The organism is Mesorhizobium sp. M5C.F.Cr.IN.023.01.1.1, from assembly GCF_003997585.1.
Lineage (GTDB): Bacteria > Pseudomonadota > Alphaproteobacteria > Rhizobiales > Rhizobiaceae > Mesorhizobium > Mesorhizobium wenxiniae.
Window position 1 is genome coordinate 85,774 of sequence record NZ_RZSU01000009.1, and the last position, 18,274, is coordinate 104,047.

The following is an 18,274-nucleotide window of genomic DNA, read 5'->3' on the forward strand; positions in this document are numbered from 1 at the left end:
GAGCGCTTCCGGCTCAGCCGCCCACCGACCCCTGTTTTTCCTCAGCGCCTCGCCGCGAAACATAGTCGCCATAGCTGATGCACTCGACGTCGGGCCTGGTGCAGACCTCGCCGGCAAAGCGTTCCAGCGCATTCCAGTAGGCGCCGTCATTCATCAGCGTGAAATGGAAGCCGAGTTCCAGCGGAATGCGTTTGCCCTGGTATTGAGCGTCGAAGGCGGCGCGAAAGGCGTCATAGGTCCGTTTGGCGAATTCGTCGGCTTTGCTCGGCCGCTCGAAGCCGCCGGAATGCCTGACATAGAGATTGTAGTCCATCGCGATCACCGGTCGTGACCTCGGGCCTTCCGGAATCTGCGGCAGCGAAAAGCGCGTGATGCCGTTGCCGGTCGGTGGCAGGGCAGGGCCGCGCGACACACCGCTTGCGTCGAACAGGAAACCTGCCTTTGGCAGCGCCTCGTAGAGCGCCTCGTTTGCCGACAGATAGGGCGCGCGAAAGCCCACCACCTTGCGTGCGATGTCGCGCCAGCCTGCGGGTTCGAGGGTAATAGCGTTGATCGAATAGGCGTTTTCGAGAATGCGCTTGAACGAACCGAACTCGCTCAGCCAGTCGGCCTTGCTCCAGTCCTTGCCGTCGAAATGGCCGCAAGCGTGGTTGCCGATGTCATGACCTTCCGAGGCGGCGAGCTCTATCTGCTCGAGCCGGTCAGCGACTTCCTGTTTCGAGGCGGCGAAGCCGATATTGGATTTGCCTGATGTCTTGCCGGGCGCCGTGTATTCCTTGCGCGTCTCCGGCGAGAGCAGGAAGACGCAGGACACGAAATAGGTGAAATGGACGCCGGTGCGTGCGGCCAGGGCGCGGCTGCGCTTCCATTGCGAAATATCGCGGGCGCTGTCGAACGAGATGATGACGGCCTGCTTCGGCTTTACCGGCGCTGGCGGATCGGCGACAGCAGCGTCCGCCGCAGCAAGCGACACGATCGAGAACGCAACAACGCGGGACAAACGAGGCATCGATCTCTGATCTGGATTGTGAGGAGGGTTCGAGCACCGGCTATCGGCGAAATGTGGCGCGGGTACGGTCGCCTCTGGCAGTCCCCTGTCCGGCGATTAGCCGATTTTCCTGCCGAACCCCTTCCATGCCGGCAAAATTTCGCTAAAACGCGGGCTCGTGAACCGCCCCCCGCCGGGGCAGGAATGGTTTTGATCCATGTCGGACGACAGTTTTATTCGCGAAGTCAACGAAGAGATGCGTCGCGATCAGGCGCATGCGCTATGGGACCGTTTTGGTCCTGCCTTGCTTGCGCTCGCGATACTGGTGGTGGTTGGCACCGCCGCTTTCGTCGGTTATCGCTATTGGGACGAGACCCGCGCCAATCGCTCGGGCGACGCCTTCTCGCAGGCGCTGAAGCTTGCCAATGAGGGCAAGAGCGACGAAGCGCTGGCAGCCCTCGCTGAGCTGGAGAAGGATGGCTACGGCGCCTATCCGTTGCTCGCCCGCATGCGGGCGGCAACTGTCAAGGCGGATAAGGGCGATTTCGCCGCCGCCGTCAAGGAATTCGACGAGGTCGCCGCCGACACGGACATCCCCGCTGGCCTTCGCGACATGGCGCGCCTCAGGGCAGCATTGCTGCTCGTCGACCACGGTTCGTTCGCCGATGTCTCGAGCCGCGTCGAGGCGCTCACCGACGATATCAACCCGCTGCGCCACACGGCGCGCGAAGCGCTCGGCCTTGCCGCCTGGAAAGAAGGCAAGGCGATGGACGCACTGAAACTGTTCGACCAGATCGCCTCGGATGACAGCGCCCCGCGCAACGCGCGCGAGCGGGCGACGTTGATGTCCGAACTGATCCGTGGGTCGGGCGGCGTGTCGTGACGGATGACGTTCAAAGTCGCCATCATCGGCCGGCCTAACGTCGGCAAATCGACCCTTTTCAATCGTCTCGTGGGAAGGAAGCTGGCGCTTGTCGACGACACGCCGGGCGTCACCCGTGACCGTCGCGTCCATGCCGCCAAGCTCTACGATCTGCATTTCGACGTCATCGACACCGCCGGCTTCGAGGATGCTGCTGCTTCGACGCTGCCGGGCCGCATGCGAGCCCAGACCGAGATCGCCATCCGCGAAGCCGACCTGATCTTTTTCACGATCGACGCCAAGTCCGGGCTGATGCCTGACGACAAGACCTTCGCCGAGATCGTGCGCAAGTCCGGCAAGCCGGTTGTCGTAGTGGCCAACAAGGCCGAGGCGCGCGGCGCCCAGGGCGGCATGCTGGAGGCCTGGGAGCTCGGCCTTGGCGAGCCGATCCCGGTCTCGGCCGAACACGGCCAGGGCCTGCCCGATTTGCGCGATGCGGTGATCGCCGCACTGGGCGATGCGCGCGCCTTCGGCGAAGACGAAGAGGATGCGGACGAGCAGACCGCCGCCAGCGAGGTGCTGATCGGCGAGGACATCACCGATCCTGATGCCGAGCCGAGCTATGACGATACCAAACCGATGCGCATCGCCGTTGTCGGCCGCCCGAATGCCGGCAAATCGACGCTGATCAACGCGCTGATCGGCGAGGAGCGGCTTTTGACCGGGCCGGAAGCTGGCATCACCCGCGATTCCATTTCCGTCGACTGGGACTGGCATGGCCGCCGCCTGAAACTATTCGACACCGCCGGCATGCGCCGCAAGGCCAGGATCCACGAAAAGCTGGAAGTCATGTCGGTGCAGGACGGCTTGCGCGCCATCCGCTTTGCCGAGATCGTCATCATCGTGCTCGACGCCACCATTCCCTTCGAGAAGCAGGATCTGCAGATCGCCGACCTGATCATCCGCGAGGGCCGCGCACCGGTGATCGCCTTCAACAAATGGGATATGATCGACCATCCCCAGGAACTCCTGGCGGAACTGCGCGAGAAAACCGAGCGGCTGTTGCCGCAGGCGCGCGGCATGCAGGCGGTGCCGGTCTCGGCCGAGACCGGGCGCGGCCTCGACAAGCTGATGGATGCCGTCATCAGAACGCACAGAGTGTGGAACAGCCGCGTCTCGACCGGCAAGCTCAACCGCTGGCTGGAAGGCATCCTGGCGCATCATCCGCCACCCGCCGTGGCCGGTCGCCGGCTGAAGATCAAATATGTCACCCAGGCCAAGACGCGCCCGCCGGGCTTCGTCGTCTCCTGCTCGCGGCCGGACGCGATGCCGCAATCCTATGTCCGCTATCTCTCGAACAGTCTGCGCGAAGCCTTCGATATGCCAGGCGTGCCGATCCGCATCGCCTTGCGCACCTCGGAAAATCCGTTCGCCGGCAAAGCGAAGAAACGCCGCTGAGCCAGTAGCCAGCACGAGTGGGGACGGCCACTGCACCTAATGGGCGGTGTAAGCTCCGTCCACCAGATGGTAGCTCCCAGTGATAAAGCTGGCCTGATCGGACAAGAGGAAGCAAACAAGAGCCGCTACCTCTTCGGGTTTCCCGCGCCTGCCCATCGGCTGAAGACCTGCCATGCGCCGGCTGGCTAATACCTCCGTTTGCTCCGATAAAAGAGGCGTTTCGATCCAGCCGGGGCCGACGACATTGATCCGGATGCCCATCCTCGCATATTCAATCGCCGCAACCTTGGTCAGTCCAACGACCCCGTGTTTCGCTGCCGTGTAAGCGGACGCAGTCGGCAAGCCGACGGAACCGAGAATCGAGGACATGTTCACGATGGCGCCTCCGCCTCGATCCAACATGGCGGCGATTTCGTACTTCATGCTGTAGAAAACGCCATTTAGATTGACGTTTATCAGCTTGTGCCAGTTGTCGAGCGGATAGTCTGCCGTTGCTTTTCGAACGCCGTCGATACCTGCATTGTTTACCGCCATATCCAGTCCGCCGCATTTCTGGACAGTGAACTCGATCAGCTTTTCGACGGCTGCCGCATCCGTGACATCGACCGCAAAGTCGTAGGCCCTGCCTCCCTGCGAGCTTATTTCGGCGGCTCTGCAGCGCGCGGCCTCGGCGTCAAGGTCGGCGACAACAACCTCGGCTCCTTCCTGCGCGAGTTGCCGTGAAACAGCCGCTCCTATCCCGGAACCTGCCCCGGTCACAATCGCGACTTTACCATGGAAGTCAGGCTTCATCGTCTCTGTCCTATGCCCATTGTGACATACCGAACAGAGGCAGACGGTTATCGCAAGAAGTTTCGCTCCAATTCGCTTGTCAATCCTGTGAATTCATTTTGCCACCGCACAGCGAGACTTGGCCCGCAGGCCTTGGAATGGTAGAGACGAGGGCGGCGGTAGATCGACCAGTTTCCTAGCAGGTAGAAATGAAAGAACACCACATTGCGCGCCGGGGGCTCGTGCTGGGTTGTCTGGCTCTGATGGTCTCCGGATGTACGTCGACGTTGCGACAGGTGACGGAGCCTATTTCATCCGCGTTCGGACCAAGAAGTGGCCTCAGTCCTCGATTCCGGCGGCAGCATGTGCGGTACGACGGAAACGAGCCGCCTGGAACCATCGTCGTCGATACGTCGCAACGTTTTCTCTATGCCGTCGAGGGCGACGGGTGGGCGACGCGTTACGGCGTCGGCGTTGGCGAGCAGGGACTTTCGTTCAAGGGTACAGCGACCGTCGCCCGCAAGGCGGACTGGCCATCGTGGACACCCACCGCCAACATGATGAGGCGCAAGCCGCGCCTGGTGAAGTATGCAGGGGGGGTCCCTGGCGGACCAAACAACCCGCTTGGTGCGCGTGCCCTCTATCTCTATCGCAACGGGCGCGACACCCACTTCCGGATACATGGTACAAACGAGCCATGGACGATAGGCACAGCGGTATCGAGCGGATGCATCCGTTTGATCAATGACGACATCATTGACCTCTACGACCGTACTTCTTTGGGCACGACGGTGGTGGTTATTTGATGGTGGGCAGGCCTGATTTCCGTTGGATAGTGAACCCTGCCAGCACGTCACCGCAAAGGCGCCGCCTGCAACCGGGCGCCGACTGTGTCATTTCTGCACTAGGCTTTGGTGTAGATCGCGGCTAACTTGGTGGGGCTGCATATCTTTTTATTTGTGGCGATTCTATAGGCTGTTCCGCCCCCGGGGAAAGGATTGCTTGATGAACAGGATGTTGATTGTAATGGTTGCTACCCTCGCCGTTACCAGCCTGAGCGGCTGCGCGAACGGGATCGGTAAAGGAAAGGGGAAGGCTCCTCCGCCGGAACCCGCTGCCGTAGAGGAGCCCGTGATTAAATAAGCGCCGGCTTTCGGAGATTTGGGGAAGGGCCGCCAGGCCCTTCCCCATCGATATGCAGGGGCCAAGGCCGGATTCGCAGCCTGCGTGCGGTTGGCGGGCGTAGGCTGGCACCAGGTTTGCGGTCCTCGGAGTTCTGGATGAGATGACGCTTGTAAGTGGCCGTTCAGCAATTGTGGCCCTGCTCGCGCTTGTCGCCGCGTCGTGTCAGTCGCAGGACAACAAGCCCCAGCCGACTTTTGTGTCCAATGATCGGGCACTGAGAACCGCGGCGATGCCGGCGCGCGCGGCGGCGTCAACTCAAGCCCAACGGCATTTCATCGAGTTCCGCTCCCGGTACGCCCTTACCTACGGCCATTCCTACGTGATTTTTGGACAATTGAATCAGGCGGGACGGATGGTCAACCCCGAAGTCGCGGGGCTCGCTCCGAAGTCCGATGATCCCAATGTTTATGTTCTCGGCCATTTGGCGCCCGTGCCAGCCTCCACCGGGTGGACGAACGGCGACCTGGAAGATGCCTACCGGTCGGCAAGCTGGCGAGTTTTGCTTACCGAAGCCGAATATAGGAAAGTCGTCGCGAGCATACGAAGGCTGCAGGCCAGTTCTCCGCTTTGGCACGCGTCGCTCTACAACTGCAACGCATTCGTAGCGGACATCGCCAGATCCATGGGGTATAAGACCCCCGGCACCTGGCTGCGGCCACAACAATTCATAACCAAGCTTCGGGAGATGAACGGGGGTTGAAATGCGATCGGCAAATTCCGCTTTCGCGTCTCATTGCCCGGTTAACTCCGAAAGGAACGCGCTCTGAATGTCTATCGGTCGACAATTCGGACGGTGACATCGTTGCGACGGCTTATCGTGGTCTCAGACCGAGAAAAGGCTCCGGTGACCTGAATTGAGCATTGCTGTAGCCTCACTTGGCGAGATCATATGGGTGATCGGCATCGTTGCTTGGTACGTGATCCGGTATCCATTCGAGCGCCGGGCAAGGCGCGTGCGAATTGTAGCTGGTGGCCGCTCAAGTTCCGACACCGTGGGGCTTGCATCGGCTCTCCTTGGCCTCGCGATCCTGCCTGGCTTCTATGTCGCCACCGGCATCCCCGCAACGGCTGACCATCCGGCCAGCGCGTGGTCAGTGGCGCTCGGAACCATCATCTTCTGCGCTGCGCTGTGGATTTTTCGCATATCCCACAAGGAACTTGGCCGTAACTGGTCGATTACGCTCGAAATTCGCGAACGGCATGAGCTGGTCAGCGCCGGGCCATACGCCTTGGTCCGTCACCCGATGTACACCTCGTTCCTGCTTATGGGGCTCGGCCAGTTCTTTCTGCTGCCGAACTGGGTTGCGGGCATATCGGGTTTGATTGGTTTCGCCGTCCTTTTCCTGCTGAGAGTGGATAAGGAAGAGCGTATGATGCTGGAGAATTTCGGCTCGCAATACCGTGCCTATATGGAAAAGACCAAGCGAATAGTCCCTTATCTTTACTAGAGGTCTTTTGATGCGAGGCCGAGCCCTCAAGCTTTCGGCGCCCCGGCGCCTTGTTGGCGATCTGATGAGGTTTTCGATCGGCGTGCCACGGGTCGCGGTGCAGCGTCAGATGAACCTCGGCCCACTCGTAAGGGCTAGAATGGCGCAGCAGACCAGGCCCTCGTGGACCGCGATCTTCCTGAAAGGATATGCGCTTCTCGCCCTAGAGATGCCGGAACTGCGGCGCGCCTATGTCAAGTTGCCCTGGCCGCAGCTTTACGAGTATCCGGCAAGCGTAGCCTCGATTGCCCACGAGCGCGAATATGAAGGCGAGCCGGCCGTTCTGCTGAGCTGCATCAAGTGCCCGGAGCGCTACTCCATCACGGAACTTGAGGGATCCATCCACGCCGCTCGATCCCGGCCGATCCTGGAGGTCCCGGAGTTCCGGCGTGCCTTGCGGATGGCAGGTGCGCCCGCGCCCGTCAGGTGGCTGGTTATGTGGCTAGGGTTGAACATCGCCCGGCAAAGGGCAAATTACTTCGGTACCTTCCAACTGTCCGTCTATTCTGGTCTCGGTGCGGAGTCACTCAACCCGCTGACACCATTGACCACGCTTCTAAACTACGGTCCGATCGGCGAAGACGGATCGGTGAATGTCCGCATCCACTACGATCACCGGGTAATGGATGGAGCGAACGTCGCACGAGCGCTGGAGAGATTCGAAAAGATACTGAACGGCGCAATCGCCGATGAAGTGCTGTTGCCTGCTCAAAGTGTTGCCGCTCCTGCAAGACAGAGGAACGCGACATGATTTCGCACCGTGAATTCCGGCCAGCCGTCGTCGTGATTGGCGGCTCGGCTGGAATTGGCCGGGCAATTGCGAGCGTCGCTGCACGGGAGCGCGGTGCGGTTGTGCTGGTTGCCCGCTCGCCCGAGGGTTTGGCCGCCGCGGCGGCTGAGGTTCGGGAGGGGGGTGGCGAGGCATTCACGCTCGAGTTGGATCTCGTGGCAGGCGATGCGCCAACGCGCCTAGAGGACTTTCTGTCCGCACACGGCCTGGTCTGTGATGTCCTGGTCAACAGCGCCGGCTATGGCCTGCGGGGCGCAGCGACGGCGCTGCCTATTGATGGTCAACTCGGCATCATCGATCTCAACATACATTCCCTCACAGAACTGACCCTCCATTTTCTGCCGGGAATGGTGGCGCGCCGACGGGGTGGGGTGCTCAATCTCAGTTCCGTCGCCGGGTTCGTTCCCGGGCCTTATATGGCTCTGTACTTCGCGAGCAAAGGTTTCGTGCGCTTCTTCTCAGAGGCGCTTCATCAGGAGTTGCGCCGAACCGGCGTGACGGTCACATGCGTGGCACCAGGCCCGGTGTCGACGGAGTTTCTCGCAAGGTCCGGCGCCCATCAGACGGTGCTCTTCAACATCTTGCCCAACGTGGATCCGGAGTATGTGGCCGAACGTGCGTGGCGAGGGTTCAAATCCGGTCGTCGCCTCGTCGTACCGGGAATCTCGGCCAAGTTGGCTGCCCTTGCGGCGGCGCTCCTGCCTTCCGCAGCGATGCTGCCCCTGGTCGGCCGGCTGCAACGCGGCGGCAATGATCCATGTCCTTGCGGTTCAGGTATGAAGTTCAAGAAATGCTGCGGTATCCGCCAGATCCAGCTACGCCGCGGCCCTCGGGGAATTCTCCCTTGACCGGACCAGCACGCCACCGCTCGCCATTTCAGGAGTCGCTGATCGTCTTGGTTGCGCTCAATGAACAAACGCTTTCCACCTGAACCGTTGCTGCGCTCTCGTTGGGTTCATGGGCCTGGCTCGAACCAAAAGGTGCGAAAGCAACGCCATCGAAAAACCTCATTGAAGCAAGAGACCGCTCGCCGATGACGGGCTGCTAAGCATGTTCGTGGCATAGAGGAGGATCCTCCATCTCTGAACAGCGCTCTGCGGAGTGCTTATTGGGACCGTTGGAGCCATTCCAACAAAGCCATTGAAACGATTGGCGCTGTCCGTTAACGCCCCATCAAGGTTAATGCATCATTGTGCCTCTCCAGTGGGGTCAGTTGCGTTTCTGGAGAGTTCCGTGCATCGACGTGTTCTGAAGCGGCTTGTCGCTCTCGCCGGTGAGAAAAAACGTTCCTTTCTGTCTCCTCTGGTTCTCGGACTTGGCATCTGGGTCGGCTTTCCCAATGTCATTGCCTACCAGGACATGACGAGCCTGATTTCCGACCTCAAGGCGCCAAATGCTCGCTGGAACGCCTATGTCGAGAAATCCATCGCCGGCTCGGTCCATGCCGCCGAAATGCCTTTCCTTGATTCCGACACCACCGGCTCGATCTCGGGTTCCGGCGTACGGTTGCCCGGCCTCGGCGCCGTGTCGTTTCGCGGCAAGGGCAGCGTGGCCAGCACGACACCCGACGAGAACCGCATCATGCGCGCCGACAAGAAGGGCCGCATCATCATCGTCTCGCCGGTCGCGCCGCCGAAGAACTTCAACGCCGGCTCGATTTTCGAGCGCACCTCCTCGCTGCTTCGCCCAAGCATGGACAGCGGCCTGAAGATGGCTTTCGCCAAGCCCGAGATCAAAGGCAAGGAGATCCAGATTGCCGCCGCGTTTCACAGGCGCGTTGACAAGAAGCCGGATCCCGGGGTGCCGGCCATGCTGGCCGCACTGGTCAACAACGACCGCCCCGACGTCCTGGCAACCGCCTACGCAGCGGCCGCGCCCGACTATGCCCAGGCTTCGCCCTTCGAGGCCTTGCTTCAGGACGAGAAGCCGAATGATGGCCGTTTCATTCCGCCGGTGGCCAAGGGCGATCATTCGTGGATGCAAACTCCGCTGCCGGCGAGCGTCTTCTCCAAGCCGGAACAGACTTGCCTCGCCAACGGCATCTATTTCGAAGCGCGCGGTGAATCCGTGCGCGGCCAGGCCGCCGTCGCCCAGGTCATCCTCAATCGCGTTCGCAATCCGGCCTATCCGAACTCGATCTGCGGCGTCGTCTACCAGAACGACAAATGGTTCAACCGTTGCCAGTTTTCCTTCGCTTGCGACGGCAGGAAGAAGCGCATCCAGAGCCCCTCCCACTACAAGACCGCGCAGGATGTCGCCATGGCGGTCACTGCCGGCAAGATCTTCATCCCGGAAGTCGCATCGTCGACCCATTACTACGCCAACTACGTCAACCCGGGTTGGGCGCGAACGATGAAAAAAATGACCAAGATCGGCCTGCATATCTTTTACCGCACCTATGGCGGCGGCTGGAGCTGAGCGCTCCGGCAAGGCCCCGGGCGCGGCCGATCGAAGACCCGTCGCCGGAGGGATTCGGTCGCGGCACGCCAACGACGGTAGCGGGCACGATGTCGCACCCTGGCAAGCGATTGATTTAAATACGGAAAATACTTAAGGCTGAAGTCCCGCCCGTGGCTTGACGGGCGCGGACCCTCTAACTATGTTGCCGGCGACTTAAGAGCGGACGGACGGCGACGATCTGACCGGGCAAGGGGGTTGCGATGGCCGACAAGAATGGGCCAGACGGAACCGGAGAAACCGGCCCCGGCAAACAGCGTCAAGCCGACATCCGCGACGACGATCTTGAGCGCCGCCGGCGTGACCTTGAAGCATCGCTTGCGACAAGGCGGCCGGGCCGGCTCGAGGGGAAAGACGACGCGAAAGCGGGCAGTGCGGCCGGATATGGCCAGGCGCTCAAGCTATCCAGCGAGTTCATCGCCGGGATAGTGGTTGGCGCTGGTCTCGGCTGGATCATCGACCGTGTGGCGGGGACCTCGCCATGGGGTCTGATCGTTTTTTTGCTGCTGGGTTTTGGCGCCGGCGTGCTCAACGTCCTGCGTTCCGCAGGGCTTATGGCGGAATTCGGACAGGGCGACAAAACGCGCGATCCGAAAGAATGAACTTGAGGCGCCGCTTGCCGGCGCAGTGAACAGGACACTAAAGCCGCGTGCGGCTTTGATGGGGATTTAAAGTGGCTGCTGACAAGGTCGATCCGATCCACCAGTTCCATATCAACAAGCTGATTCCGATCGAGATCGGCGGCTACGACCTGTCCTTCACCAATTCGGCGCTCTTCATGGTCGCGACCGTCGCCGTCGCATCGGCGTTCCTCTATCTCACCACCTCGAGCCGCAGCCTCGTCCCCACCCGTCTTCAGTCGGTCTCGGAAATGGCCTATGAATTCGTCGGCAACATGCTGAGGGACGCGGCCGGAACCCAAGGCATGAAGTTCTTCCCCTTGGTGTTTTCGCTGTTCATGTTCGTGCTCGTTGCCAATCTGCTCGGTCTTTTCCCGTATTTCTTCACCGTTACCAGCCACATCATCGTCACCTTCGGCCTTGCCGCGCTGGTGATCGGAACCGTCGTCGTCTACGGCTTCATGAAGCATGGCCTTGGTTTCCTGAAACTGTTCGTCCCGCATGGCGTGCCGGTTTATCTGCTGCCGCTGGTGGTGCTGATCGAGGTGATTTCCTTTGTCTCGCGCCCGGTCAGCCTCTCGGTTCGTCTGTTTGCCAATATGCTGGCCGGCCACATCACGCTGAAGGTGTTCTCGGGCTTCGTGGTGAGCTTGAGCGCGCTTGGCACGCTCGGCATTGCCGGATCGGTCCTGCCGCTGGCTATGGCCGTGGCGCTGACGGCGCTGGAATTGCTGGTCGCTTTCCTGCAGGCCTACGTCTTTGCCGTGCTGACCTGCATGTACCTGAACGACGCCCTGCATCCCGGGCACTGACCCAGGCTGGCCAAGAGTTTCCGGCATTGCTGCCGGATGGAATTGCAACGGAATTTTAGATCCAAAGGAGTTGAACAAATGGAAGCAGAAGCAGCAAAGTTCATCGGCGCCGGCATCGCATGCCTCGGCATGGGTGGCGCCGGTATTGGCCTCGGCAACATCTTCGGCAGCTATCTGGCGGGCGCGCTGCGCAACCCGTCGGCCGCGGATGGCCAGTTCGGCCGCCTGATCTTCGGCTTCGCCGTGACTGAAGCGCTGGGCATCTTCTCCCTTCTCATCGCGCTTCTGGCCCTGTTCGGCTGAGCCCCTGTTCGGCTAAGATTGGAAGGGCCGGCCGCAATCGGCGGCAGGCCTGATATCAGGGGATAGTCCATGTTCGTGACATCTGCCTTCGCGCAAGAGTCCGCGCCCGCCGTCGAAGGCGGCCATACCGGCACGGAAGGCGATACGCATTCCGGAACCGGCGTGCCTGCCGAGGCGCACGGCGTGTTCCCGCCATTCGATCCGGCGACATTCCCGTCGCAGCTTCTGTGGCTGGCGATCACCTTCGGGCTGTTCTACCTCTTCCTGAAGAAGGTGGTGATGCCGCGTGTCGGCGGCATCATTGATGTCCGCAACGACCGCATCACCCAAGATCTCGATCATGCCGCCAGGCTGAAGGGCGAGGCCGATGCCGCCGTTGCCGCTTATGAACAGGAGCTGGCGGAGGCCAAGACCAAGGCCAATGCGATCGGTCAGCAGGCCAACGATTCCGCCAAGGCGGAAGTCGAAGCCGCCCGCAAAAAGGTCGAGGCAGCGCTTGACCAGAAGCTTGGCGAAGCCGAGGCTCGCATTTCGTCCATCAAGGCCAATGCCATGAAGGAAGTCGGCACGATCGCCGAGGACACTGCTTCGGCCATCGTCGAGGCGCTTGTCGGCGGCAAGGCCAGCAAGGCCGAGATCGCGGCAGCCGTCAAATCCGTGGCCCGGTGAGGAGCGCATCATGGACGCCACATCACTCGCGACGCTTTGGGCCACCGTTGCCCTCGTCATTTTCCTGGCCATTGCCGTCTACATCAAGGTGCCGAGGCTGATCGCCAAGGCGCTCGACGCCCGCGCCGACAAGATCAGCAACGAGCTTGAAGAAGCGCGCCGGCTGCGCGAGGAGGCCCAGCAATTGCTCGGTCAATACCAGCGCAAGCGCAAGGAAGCCGAGCAGGAGGCCGCCGACATCGTCGCCGCCGCCAAGCGCGAGGCCGACATGCTGGCTGCCGAGGCGCACAAGAAGACCGAGGACTATGTCGCCCGGCGCACCGCGCTTGCCGAACAGAAGATCGGTCAGGCCGAGCGCGAGGCGATCAGCGAAGTGCGCGCCAGCGCCGTCGATATCGCCGTCGAAGCCGCCCGCACGCTGCTCGCCGGCAAGATTGACGCAAAGGCCGGCGCCGACCTGTTCAAGGCCTCGCTGCAGGACGTCAAGTCCAAGCTGAATTAAGCGACTTCATCCAGAAGTCATCGAAAGGCCGCCCGGGAAACCTGGCGGCTTTTTTGTTATGGCGAGGATAATCTCCGCCTCGAGGGGAGATGGCCGGCAGGCCAGAGGGGCTAGCCGCGCGTTTCGTCTTACATGCGAGCGCCGCCGAGGCGATCCCTTCTGTCGCCGTCGGCGACATCTCCTTCTCAAGGGGGAGATTACGCGCTCAGCTGCATTCGCCGCGAGGATCGCGAATCGCTCAATCCAGGCCGGAAAGGCACTCTTCGTCCTGCACCTCGGTTCCGCCAAGCCGGAACGGTGCGAAGGACGCTCGGTGCAGCCGCGCCACCGGTCCGTGCACCTCGATTGCGGTGCGGTGGCGGACCGTGGCGTAGCCCATATGCAGTTCGAACCCGTAATGCGCGTGATGGCTGCCGCAGCCGCACATCATGCGGTCGCGCATCACCTTGGCGACGATCGAGGCGGCGGCGATCGACTGCGAGCGCTGGTCGCCCTTAATCAGCGCTCTTCCTTCGCATGGCAGTCCGGGCGGCACGTCTCGGCCGTCGGCCAGGGCCAGCTTTGGCTGCACCGAGAGCCCGACCAGAGCGCGGCGCATCGCCTCGAGGCTGGCCTTGAGAATATTGCTGCCATCGATGCCTTCCGCGCTGACCGAGGCCATCGACACGCCAAGAGCGGAGCCGAGGATTTTCAGGAACAGCGCCTCGCGCTGCAGATGGCTGAGGCGCTTGGAATCGTCGAGACCATCGGGAATGTTGGCGGGATCGAGCACCACCGCTGCCGCGACGACTGGCCCGGCGAGCGGGCCGCGGCCGGCCTCGTCCATTCCCGCCACCGGCCACAGGCCTTCGGCCATCGCCTTCGTCTCGAAGGAGAAATCGGGTCTCTCGACGATTTCGAAGAGAAGCGGAGAATCAGAACGCGCGCGAGCCATGTTGCGGCGAGGTTCGCATCGGCTCCGATTCTCCGCAAGCCCCTCCGGGTCGGGCGGGGCACCGGACCCGGAGGGCACCGTCTGCAAGCCCGGGGACAGGACAGGCCGGACGGGATCTTTTCATCTGCCGCCGGCAACGGCGGCACAGGATGTCTTCAAAGCAGCATCAGTTGCTCGGTTGCCTTGGCCGCGGCGACGAACTGGTCGGTCCTGAGCGACCGCCGCTCGGCGTTGAGACCAAGCCTTTTGGCGGCGATCTCGAAGCGTCGGCCGATCTGCCAGGCATAGGGGCCGGAGCCTTTCATGCGCTTGCCCCATTCCGAATCGTAATCCTTGCCGTCGCGCATCGAGCGGATCAGCGACATCACGTGACGGTAGCGGTCGGGATAATGGCGCAGCAGCCAATCCTTGAAGATCGGCGCGACCTCCAGCGGCAGGCGCAGCAGGACGTAGCCCGCCTCACGCGCGCCCGCCGCGTAGGCCGAATCGAGGATGCGCTCCATCTCCTGGTCGGTTAGGCCAGGGACGATCGGTGCGACCATGACAGAGGCCGGAATGCCGGCATCCGAAAGCTGCCTGATCGCCTCCAGCCGCTTGGTCGGCGTCGAGGCGCGGGGTTCCATGGTGCGCGCCAGCATGCGGTCGAGCGTCGTCACCGACAGCGCCACCTTGGCCAGTCCGCGCTCGGCCATGCGCGACAGGATGTCGATGTCGCGCGTCACCAGCGCGGATTTGGTGACGATGCCGACCGGGTGGCCGCGCGCCTCCAGCACTTCGAGGATCTCGCGCATGATCCGGTACTGCTTCTCGATAGGCTGGTAGGGATCGGTGTTGGTGCCGATGGCGATGGTGCGCGGCTGATAGCCGTCCTTCGACAGTTCCTTGTCGAGCATGCGCGCCGCATCCGGCTTGGCGAACAGCTTCGATTCGAAATCCAGCCCCGGCGACAGGCCCATGAAGGCATGCGTAGGCCTGGCGAAACAGTAGACGCAGCCATGTTCGCAGCCACGATAGGGGTTGATCGAGCGGTCGAAGGAAATATCGGGTGATTCGTTGCGGGTGATGATGGTGCGCGGCTTCTCGACCTGCACCTCGGTCTTGAACGGCGGCAGCTCCTCCAGCGAATTCCAGCCGTCGTCGAAGACATGCCGGCTGACCGGCTCGAACCGCCCGGACGGATTGATGCCCGCGGAACGGCCGCGATTGCGCTCCGGACGCACGCGCATCCCGCTCTGTTCGATCATCGCATTGGCCATCTCGGCTCTTCCTGCTCCGAAGGCTGCAATATCGGCACGCACGATCTGTTCCATTTTCGCCCTCTCCCAGGGACTGTCGGCTGGCTGTCGAATCGCTCTGTTCATGAAATTATTCCTATTTCGTTCACTAGAACAAATCAAGAACAATTTTAGGATGCGACGCAAAAACTGGCGCTGCGCCCGGCTTTCCTCTATTCGGCTAGCGATGCTCAGCGTTCTCATCCAGACCCTGAATGACGAGGAAAGACTTGCCCGCACGCTCGCCTCGCTGATCGGCGGCGCGGTCGAGGGCGTGGTGCGCGATGTCATCGTCTGCGACACCGGCTCGACCGACCAGACGCACCGCGTTGCCGAACATGCCGGTTGCCTTTATGTGGCGAGCGGTGGCATTGCTGCCGGCATCAGGCAGGCCAAGGGCGACTGGCTGCTGCTGCTGGAGCCGGGCGCACGGCTGGCGGAGGGCTGGATCGACGAGGTCGTCGCCCACACCGCGAGGCAAACCATGCCGGCGCGGTTCTCGCGGGCGCGCGGCAGCCGCGTGCCGTTCCTGTCGCGGGTCTTTTCGGGAAACCGGGCACTGGCCGAAGGGCTGGTGATCAGTAAGCGTCAGGCCGCGGCCTTGTCGAAAAACGCCCGCAGCGCCGAAGCCATCGCGCGCGGCCTTGCGACCAAGAGGCTCGACGCCGAGATCTGGGTGGCGCCGGCGAAGTAGGTCCTCTCTGCCGGTAAGCGGGCGAGGGAAGGTCGCGTCCTTCGCCGAGTGAAATTTTGCCGAGGTCGTCTTTTTATCGGACCGGTAGCTTGTCTGGGATTAGACGGCGCGCAACCGTGGGCGGAAAACGGCCTGCCGGAAGCCATATTGCCGCGACACTCCTGGGAGGAATGATATGCTTGTCGTGCTGCGGGAAACTCACGATACTCGGCAACATTTCGGGAGAGATTTGCAGATGAATGTATCTCAATTCGTTCGTATCGCCTTACTGGGAGCCGCTTGGTCAGTGCCGGCGATCGCGGTGGCGCAGGAGACGTCCCTTTGGTCGGTTTATGAGAACACGCTCAAATCGGCCAGGTACATCGATCTGACCCACGCCTTCGAGCCCGTGCAGCCCGTATGGCCGGGCTTCGCCAATGCCAAGTTCAAACCGACTGTCGCCGGCAAGGATATCGAGGGCTACGTCAAGGCCGGCGAAGAGTTCACCTACGACAAGCATGGCTTCGTCGCGAGCGCCTACGAGTTGACGACGGACCAGTATGGCACGCAACTCGATCCGCCCTCCCACTGGAACCCGCTCGGTGCAACGATCAGCGACCTGCCGGCCACTTATGCCGTGCGGCCGCTCGTCGTGATCGACATTAGCGGCAAGGTGCAAACTGACGAAGGCTATCACCTCCAGGTCGCTGACATCGAAGAATGGGAAAAGGAGCACGGCCGCATACCGGAGGGTTCGATCGTCTTCGTGCGTTCGGATTGGTACAAGAAATGGTCCGATGCCGCTCGCTTCAACCAGAAGCCGTTTCCAGGCGTCAGTTTGGACGCACTGAAGTTCCTGCATCTGGAGCGGAAGATTCTGTTTCACGGTCATGAGCCGCTCGACACAGACACCACGCCCAATCTCGAAGGCGAACATTGGCTGCTTCACAACGATTTCACCCAGGCAGAAGGCGTTGCAAACCTCGACAAAGTGCCAGAGGCCGGGGCGTTGGTCACAATTGGCTTTGCCAAGCCGCTCGGCGGGTCAGGTGGCTATGCGCGTTACGTCGCTATTGCACCCGCCGGCTGGACGGAGGGCGTTTCGGTCATCGAAGCGCCTGGCGTGCCGCTTTCCCGGCAAACCGCACCGCTCAAGCGCGACGAGAACGGCGTCTTCCGTCCGACGCCCTGATCACTGGCGATGTCAGTCGGGAGGCCGGGCCATGGCCGCGTCCCATTCCGCGCGATTTGTCGCGCAAGTCGGGACAAAAGGTCCAGGCTACCAACCCCTCTGGCGCTCGCGAAAACGTGACTGTCCCGACGATAGCTATCACAATTGCTGGCGTTATCGTGGCATGAGCGCCGATCCTGCCACGGGAGGCAGTCATGCTCCGCCCACCTGCTGCCTTTCTGCTGACCCTGGCTTTCTGGCCGTTCGCCGCGTCGGCCCAGGAAGAGCCGCCGCCATCGAGATGCATTGCGATCGCCGAAGCGCTGCCGTCGGCCACCTATGCCAGCTTCACAGCGCCAAAGGCGCGGACGCCTCTGCTGGCCGAGGCTTTCGTCGACGGCGACGTTACGATCACCTATGCCGGCCATTCGACCTACATCATCGAGACGCCCGCCGGCGTCAGGATCGCCACCGACTTTTCCGGCGTCTACGGCGCTGACCCACTGCCGCGCGTGGTGACCATGAACAAGGCCCACCGCACCCATTATTCGGACCATCCGGATCCCGCCATCGAATATGTGCTGCGCGGTTGGAATCCGGACGGCGGTCCGGCGCGCCACGCCGTTGTCGTGGACGATGTCTACATCCGCAACGTGCCCACGGATATCCGCAATGGCGGCGATCTCGGCAAGGACGGCAATTCCATCTTCATCTTTGAAGTGGCGGGACTCTGCATCGGCCATCTCGGCCATCTGCACCACCGGCTGGAGGATGCGCATTACGGCGCCATCGGCCGGCTCGATATCCTTATGGTGCCTATCGACGGCGGCATGACGCTGTCGCTTGACCGGATGACCGAAATCACCGCGCGGCTCTATTCCTCGATGATCCTGCCGATGCATCGCCATGCCACCGCGATCAGCGAATTCACAGGCAGGATGGGCGACGATTTCGCGGTGGAATTCCTCTCCGGCCGGTCGCTGACGGTTTCGCTGAAGACCCTGCCCGACCGGCCGACGATCATCATTCTCGACGGGGTTTGATCGCTTCGTCGCGATCTTCTCCGCCGCGCGCGGCCTCTTCGTTCCACCTCGCTCGAAAATGCTCTGTCAAGCTTGCCGGAAAGTTTGCGACAGCTCCTTTCATTGTGCATTGCAAAAAATCTGACCGGGGGTTACCATTCCTTTGATGCGGGCGGATCGGTTATGGGTAACGCCTGAGCGGTGAGCGGCCAACGCTTCGTCGACGCTGCCCTCAAAGCTGAGGATCCTGATGGGCCTTTCGAGCCCTGACAATTCCGGTGCTGCAAGCCTCGAGT

At 61.9% G+C, this 18,274-nt stretch carries 21 protein-coding genes; 17 read left to right on the forward strand and 4 right to left on the reverse strand.

The annotated features are described in order from the left end of the window. Window positions 1-13: 13 nt before the first annotated feature. Window positions 14-1,009, reverse strand: a complete 996-nt coding sequence (locus tag EOA78_RS06215; protein WP_127314350.1) for a polysaccharide deacetylase family protein — start codon at window positions 1,007-1,009, stop codon at window positions 14-16. Between the two features lie 196 nt (window positions 1,010-1,205). Between EOA78_RS06215 and EOA78_RS06220 the strand changes: the two genes are divergently transcribed. Both EOA78_RS06220 and der read left to right on the forward strand, forming a co-directional pair. After that, a complete protein-coding gene (locus EOA78_RS06220) occupies window positions 1,206-1,871 on the forward strand; it encodes a tetratricopeptide repeat protein (RefSeq protein ID WP_127314351.1) in 666 nt (221 codons plus the stop codon). Window positions 1,872-1,874: 3 nt separating this feature from the next. After that, the gene (der, locus tag EOA78_RS06225; RefSeq protein WP_127314352.1) at window positions 1,875-3,308 is read left to right on the forward strand and encodes a ribosome biogenesis GTPase Der; all 1,434 of its coding nucleotides are present in this window, start codon (window positions 1,875-1,877) and stop codon (window positions 3,306-3,308) included. Window positions 3,309-3,344: 36 nt separating this feature from the next. Here der and EOA78_RS06230 read toward each other — a convergent pair whose 3' ends face one another. Continuing rightward, window positions 3,345-4,100, reverse strand: a complete 756-nt coding sequence (locus EOA78_RS06230; RefSeq protein ID WP_127314353.1) for a glucose 1-dehydrogenase — start codon at window positions 4,098-4,100, stop codon at window positions 3,345-3,347. Window positions 4,101-4,288: 188 nt separating this feature from the next. Between EOA78_RS06230 and EOA78_RS06235 the strand changes: the two genes are divergently transcribed. The 12 genes from EOA78_RS06235 to EOA78_RS06290 all read left to right on the forward strand — a co-directional run bounded on the left by EOA78_RS06235 (window position 4,289) and on the right by EOA78_RS06290 (window position 12,904). Beyond that, on the forward strand, window positions 4,289-4,885 hold the full coding sequence (locus EOA78_RS06235) for a L,D-transpeptidase (protein ID WP_127314354.1): 597 nt from the start codon (window positions 4,289-4,291) through the stop codon (window positions 4,883-4,885). A gap of 199 nt (window positions 4,886-5,084) precedes the next feature. Further along, a complete protein-coding gene (locus EOA78_RS36910) occupies window positions 5,085-5,222 on the forward strand; it encodes an ABC transporter (protein WP_127314355.1) in 138 nt (45 codons plus the stop codon). Between the two features lie 142 nt (window positions 5,223-5,364). Beyond that, complete coding sequence (locus EOA78_RS06245; protein WP_127314356.1) at window positions 5,365-5,964, forward strand: hypothetical protein; 600 nt, start codon at window positions 5,365-5,367, stop codon at window positions 5,962-5,964. A 160-nt stretch (window positions 5,965-6,124) separates the two neighbouring features. Next, window positions 6,125-6,712 (forward strand): protein-S-isoprenylcysteine O-methyltransferase, encoded by a 588-nt coding sequence (locus tag EOA78_RS06250; protein ID WP_127314373.1) that lies wholly within the window; start codon window positions 6,125-6,127, stop codon window positions 6,710-6,712. Window positions 6,713-6,722: 10 nt separating this feature from the next. Further along, a complete protein-coding gene (locus EOA78_RS06255; protein WP_127314357.1) occupies window positions 6,723-7,502 on the forward strand; it encodes a hypothetical protein in 780 nt (259 codons plus the stop codon). Then, window positions 7,499-8,389: an SDR family oxidoreductase gene (locus EOA78_RS06260; RefSeq protein ID WP_127314358.1), complete on the forward strand. Its 891-nt coding sequence runs from the start codon at window positions 7,499-7,501 to the stop codon at window positions 8,387-8,389. The genes EOA78_RS06255 and EOA78_RS06260 overlap by 4 nt, the downstream gene beginning before the upstream one ends. A gap of 385 nt (window positions 8,390-8,774) precedes the next feature. Further along, a complete protein-coding gene (locus EOA78_RS06265; protein WP_127314359.1) occupies window positions 8,775-9,959 on the forward strand; it encodes a cell wall hydrolase in 1,185 nt (394 codons plus the stop codon). 242 nt (window positions 9,960-10,201) lie between these two features. Next, complete coding sequence (locus EOA78_RS06270; RefSeq protein WP_127314360.1) at window positions 10,202-10,600, forward strand: AtpZ/AtpI family protein; 399 nt, start codon at window positions 10,202-10,204, stop codon at window positions 10,598-10,600. Between the two features lie 71 nt (window positions 10,601-10,671). Continuing rightward, window positions 10,672-11,430 carry a F0F1 ATP synthase subunit A gene (locus EOA78_RS06275; RefSeq protein WP_127314361.1) on the forward strand — a complete coding sequence of 253 codons (759 nt, stop codon included), beginning with the start codon at window positions 10,672-10,674 and terminating at the stop codon, window positions 11,428-11,430. Between the two features lie 78 nt (window positions 11,431-11,508). Next, entirely contained in the window at window positions 11,509-11,733 is a 225-nt protein-coding gene (locus EOA78_RS06280; protein ID WP_023799397.1) for a F0F1 ATP synthase subunit C, read from the forward strand. A 69-nt stretch (window positions 11,734-11,802) separates the two neighbouring features. Then, on the forward strand, window positions 11,803-12,402 hold the full coding sequence (locus EOA78_RS06285) for a F0F1 ATP synthase subunit B (protein ID WP_127314362.1): 600 nt from the start codon (window positions 11,803-11,805) through the stop codon (window positions 12,400-12,402). A gap of 10 nt (window positions 12,403-12,412) precedes the next feature. Beyond that, window positions 12,413-12,904 carry a F0F1 ATP synthase subunit B gene (locus EOA78_RS06290; protein WP_127314363.1) on the forward strand — a complete coding sequence of 164 codons (492 nt, stop codon included), beginning with the start codon at window positions 12,413-12,415 and terminating at the stop codon, window positions 12,902-12,904. A 238-nt stretch (window positions 12,905-13,142) separates the two neighbouring features. Here EOA78_RS06290 and EOA78_RS06295 read toward each other — a convergent pair whose 3' ends face one another. Both EOA78_RS06295 and EOA78_RS06300 read right to left on the reverse strand, forming a co-directional pair. Then, the gene (locus EOA78_RS06295; RefSeq protein ID WP_127314364.1) at window positions 13,143-13,838 is read right to left on the reverse strand and encodes a ribonuclease HII; all 696 of its coding nucleotides are present in this window, start codon (window positions 13,836-13,838) and stop codon (window positions 13,143-13,145) included. A 155-nt stretch (window positions 13,839-13,993) separates the two neighbouring features. Beyond that, a complete protein-coding gene (locus tag EOA78_RS06300; protein WP_127314365.1) occupies window positions 13,994-15,148 on the reverse strand; it encodes a PA0069 family radical SAM protein in 1,155 nt (384 codons plus the stop codon). A gap of 151 nt (window positions 15,149-15,299) precedes the next feature. Here EOA78_RS06300 and EOA78_RS06305 point away from each other — a divergent pair, with 151 nt between their 5' ends. The 3 genes from EOA78_RS06305 to EOA78_RS06315 all read left to right on the forward strand — a co-directional run bounded on the left by EOA78_RS06305 (window position 15,300) and on the right by EOA78_RS06315 (window position 17,999). Next, complete coding sequence (locus EOA78_RS06305) at window positions 15,300-15,806, forward strand: glycosyltransferase (protein WP_095491071.1); 507 nt, start codon at window positions 15,300-15,302, stop codon at window positions 15,804-15,806. A gap of 235 nt (window positions 15,807-16,041) precedes the next feature. Further along, entirely contained in the window at window positions 16,042-16,977 is a 936-nt protein-coding gene (locus EOA78_RS06310) for a cyclase family protein (RefSeq protein WP_127314366.1), read from the forward strand. 194 nt (window positions 16,978-17,171) lie between these two features. Next, a complete protein-coding gene (locus tag EOA78_RS06315; RefSeq protein ID WP_127314367.1) occupies window positions 17,172-17,999 on the forward strand; it encodes an MBL fold metallo-hydrolase in 828 nt (275 codons plus the stop codon). The last annotated feature ends 275 nt before the right edge of the window (window positions 18,000-18,274 follow it).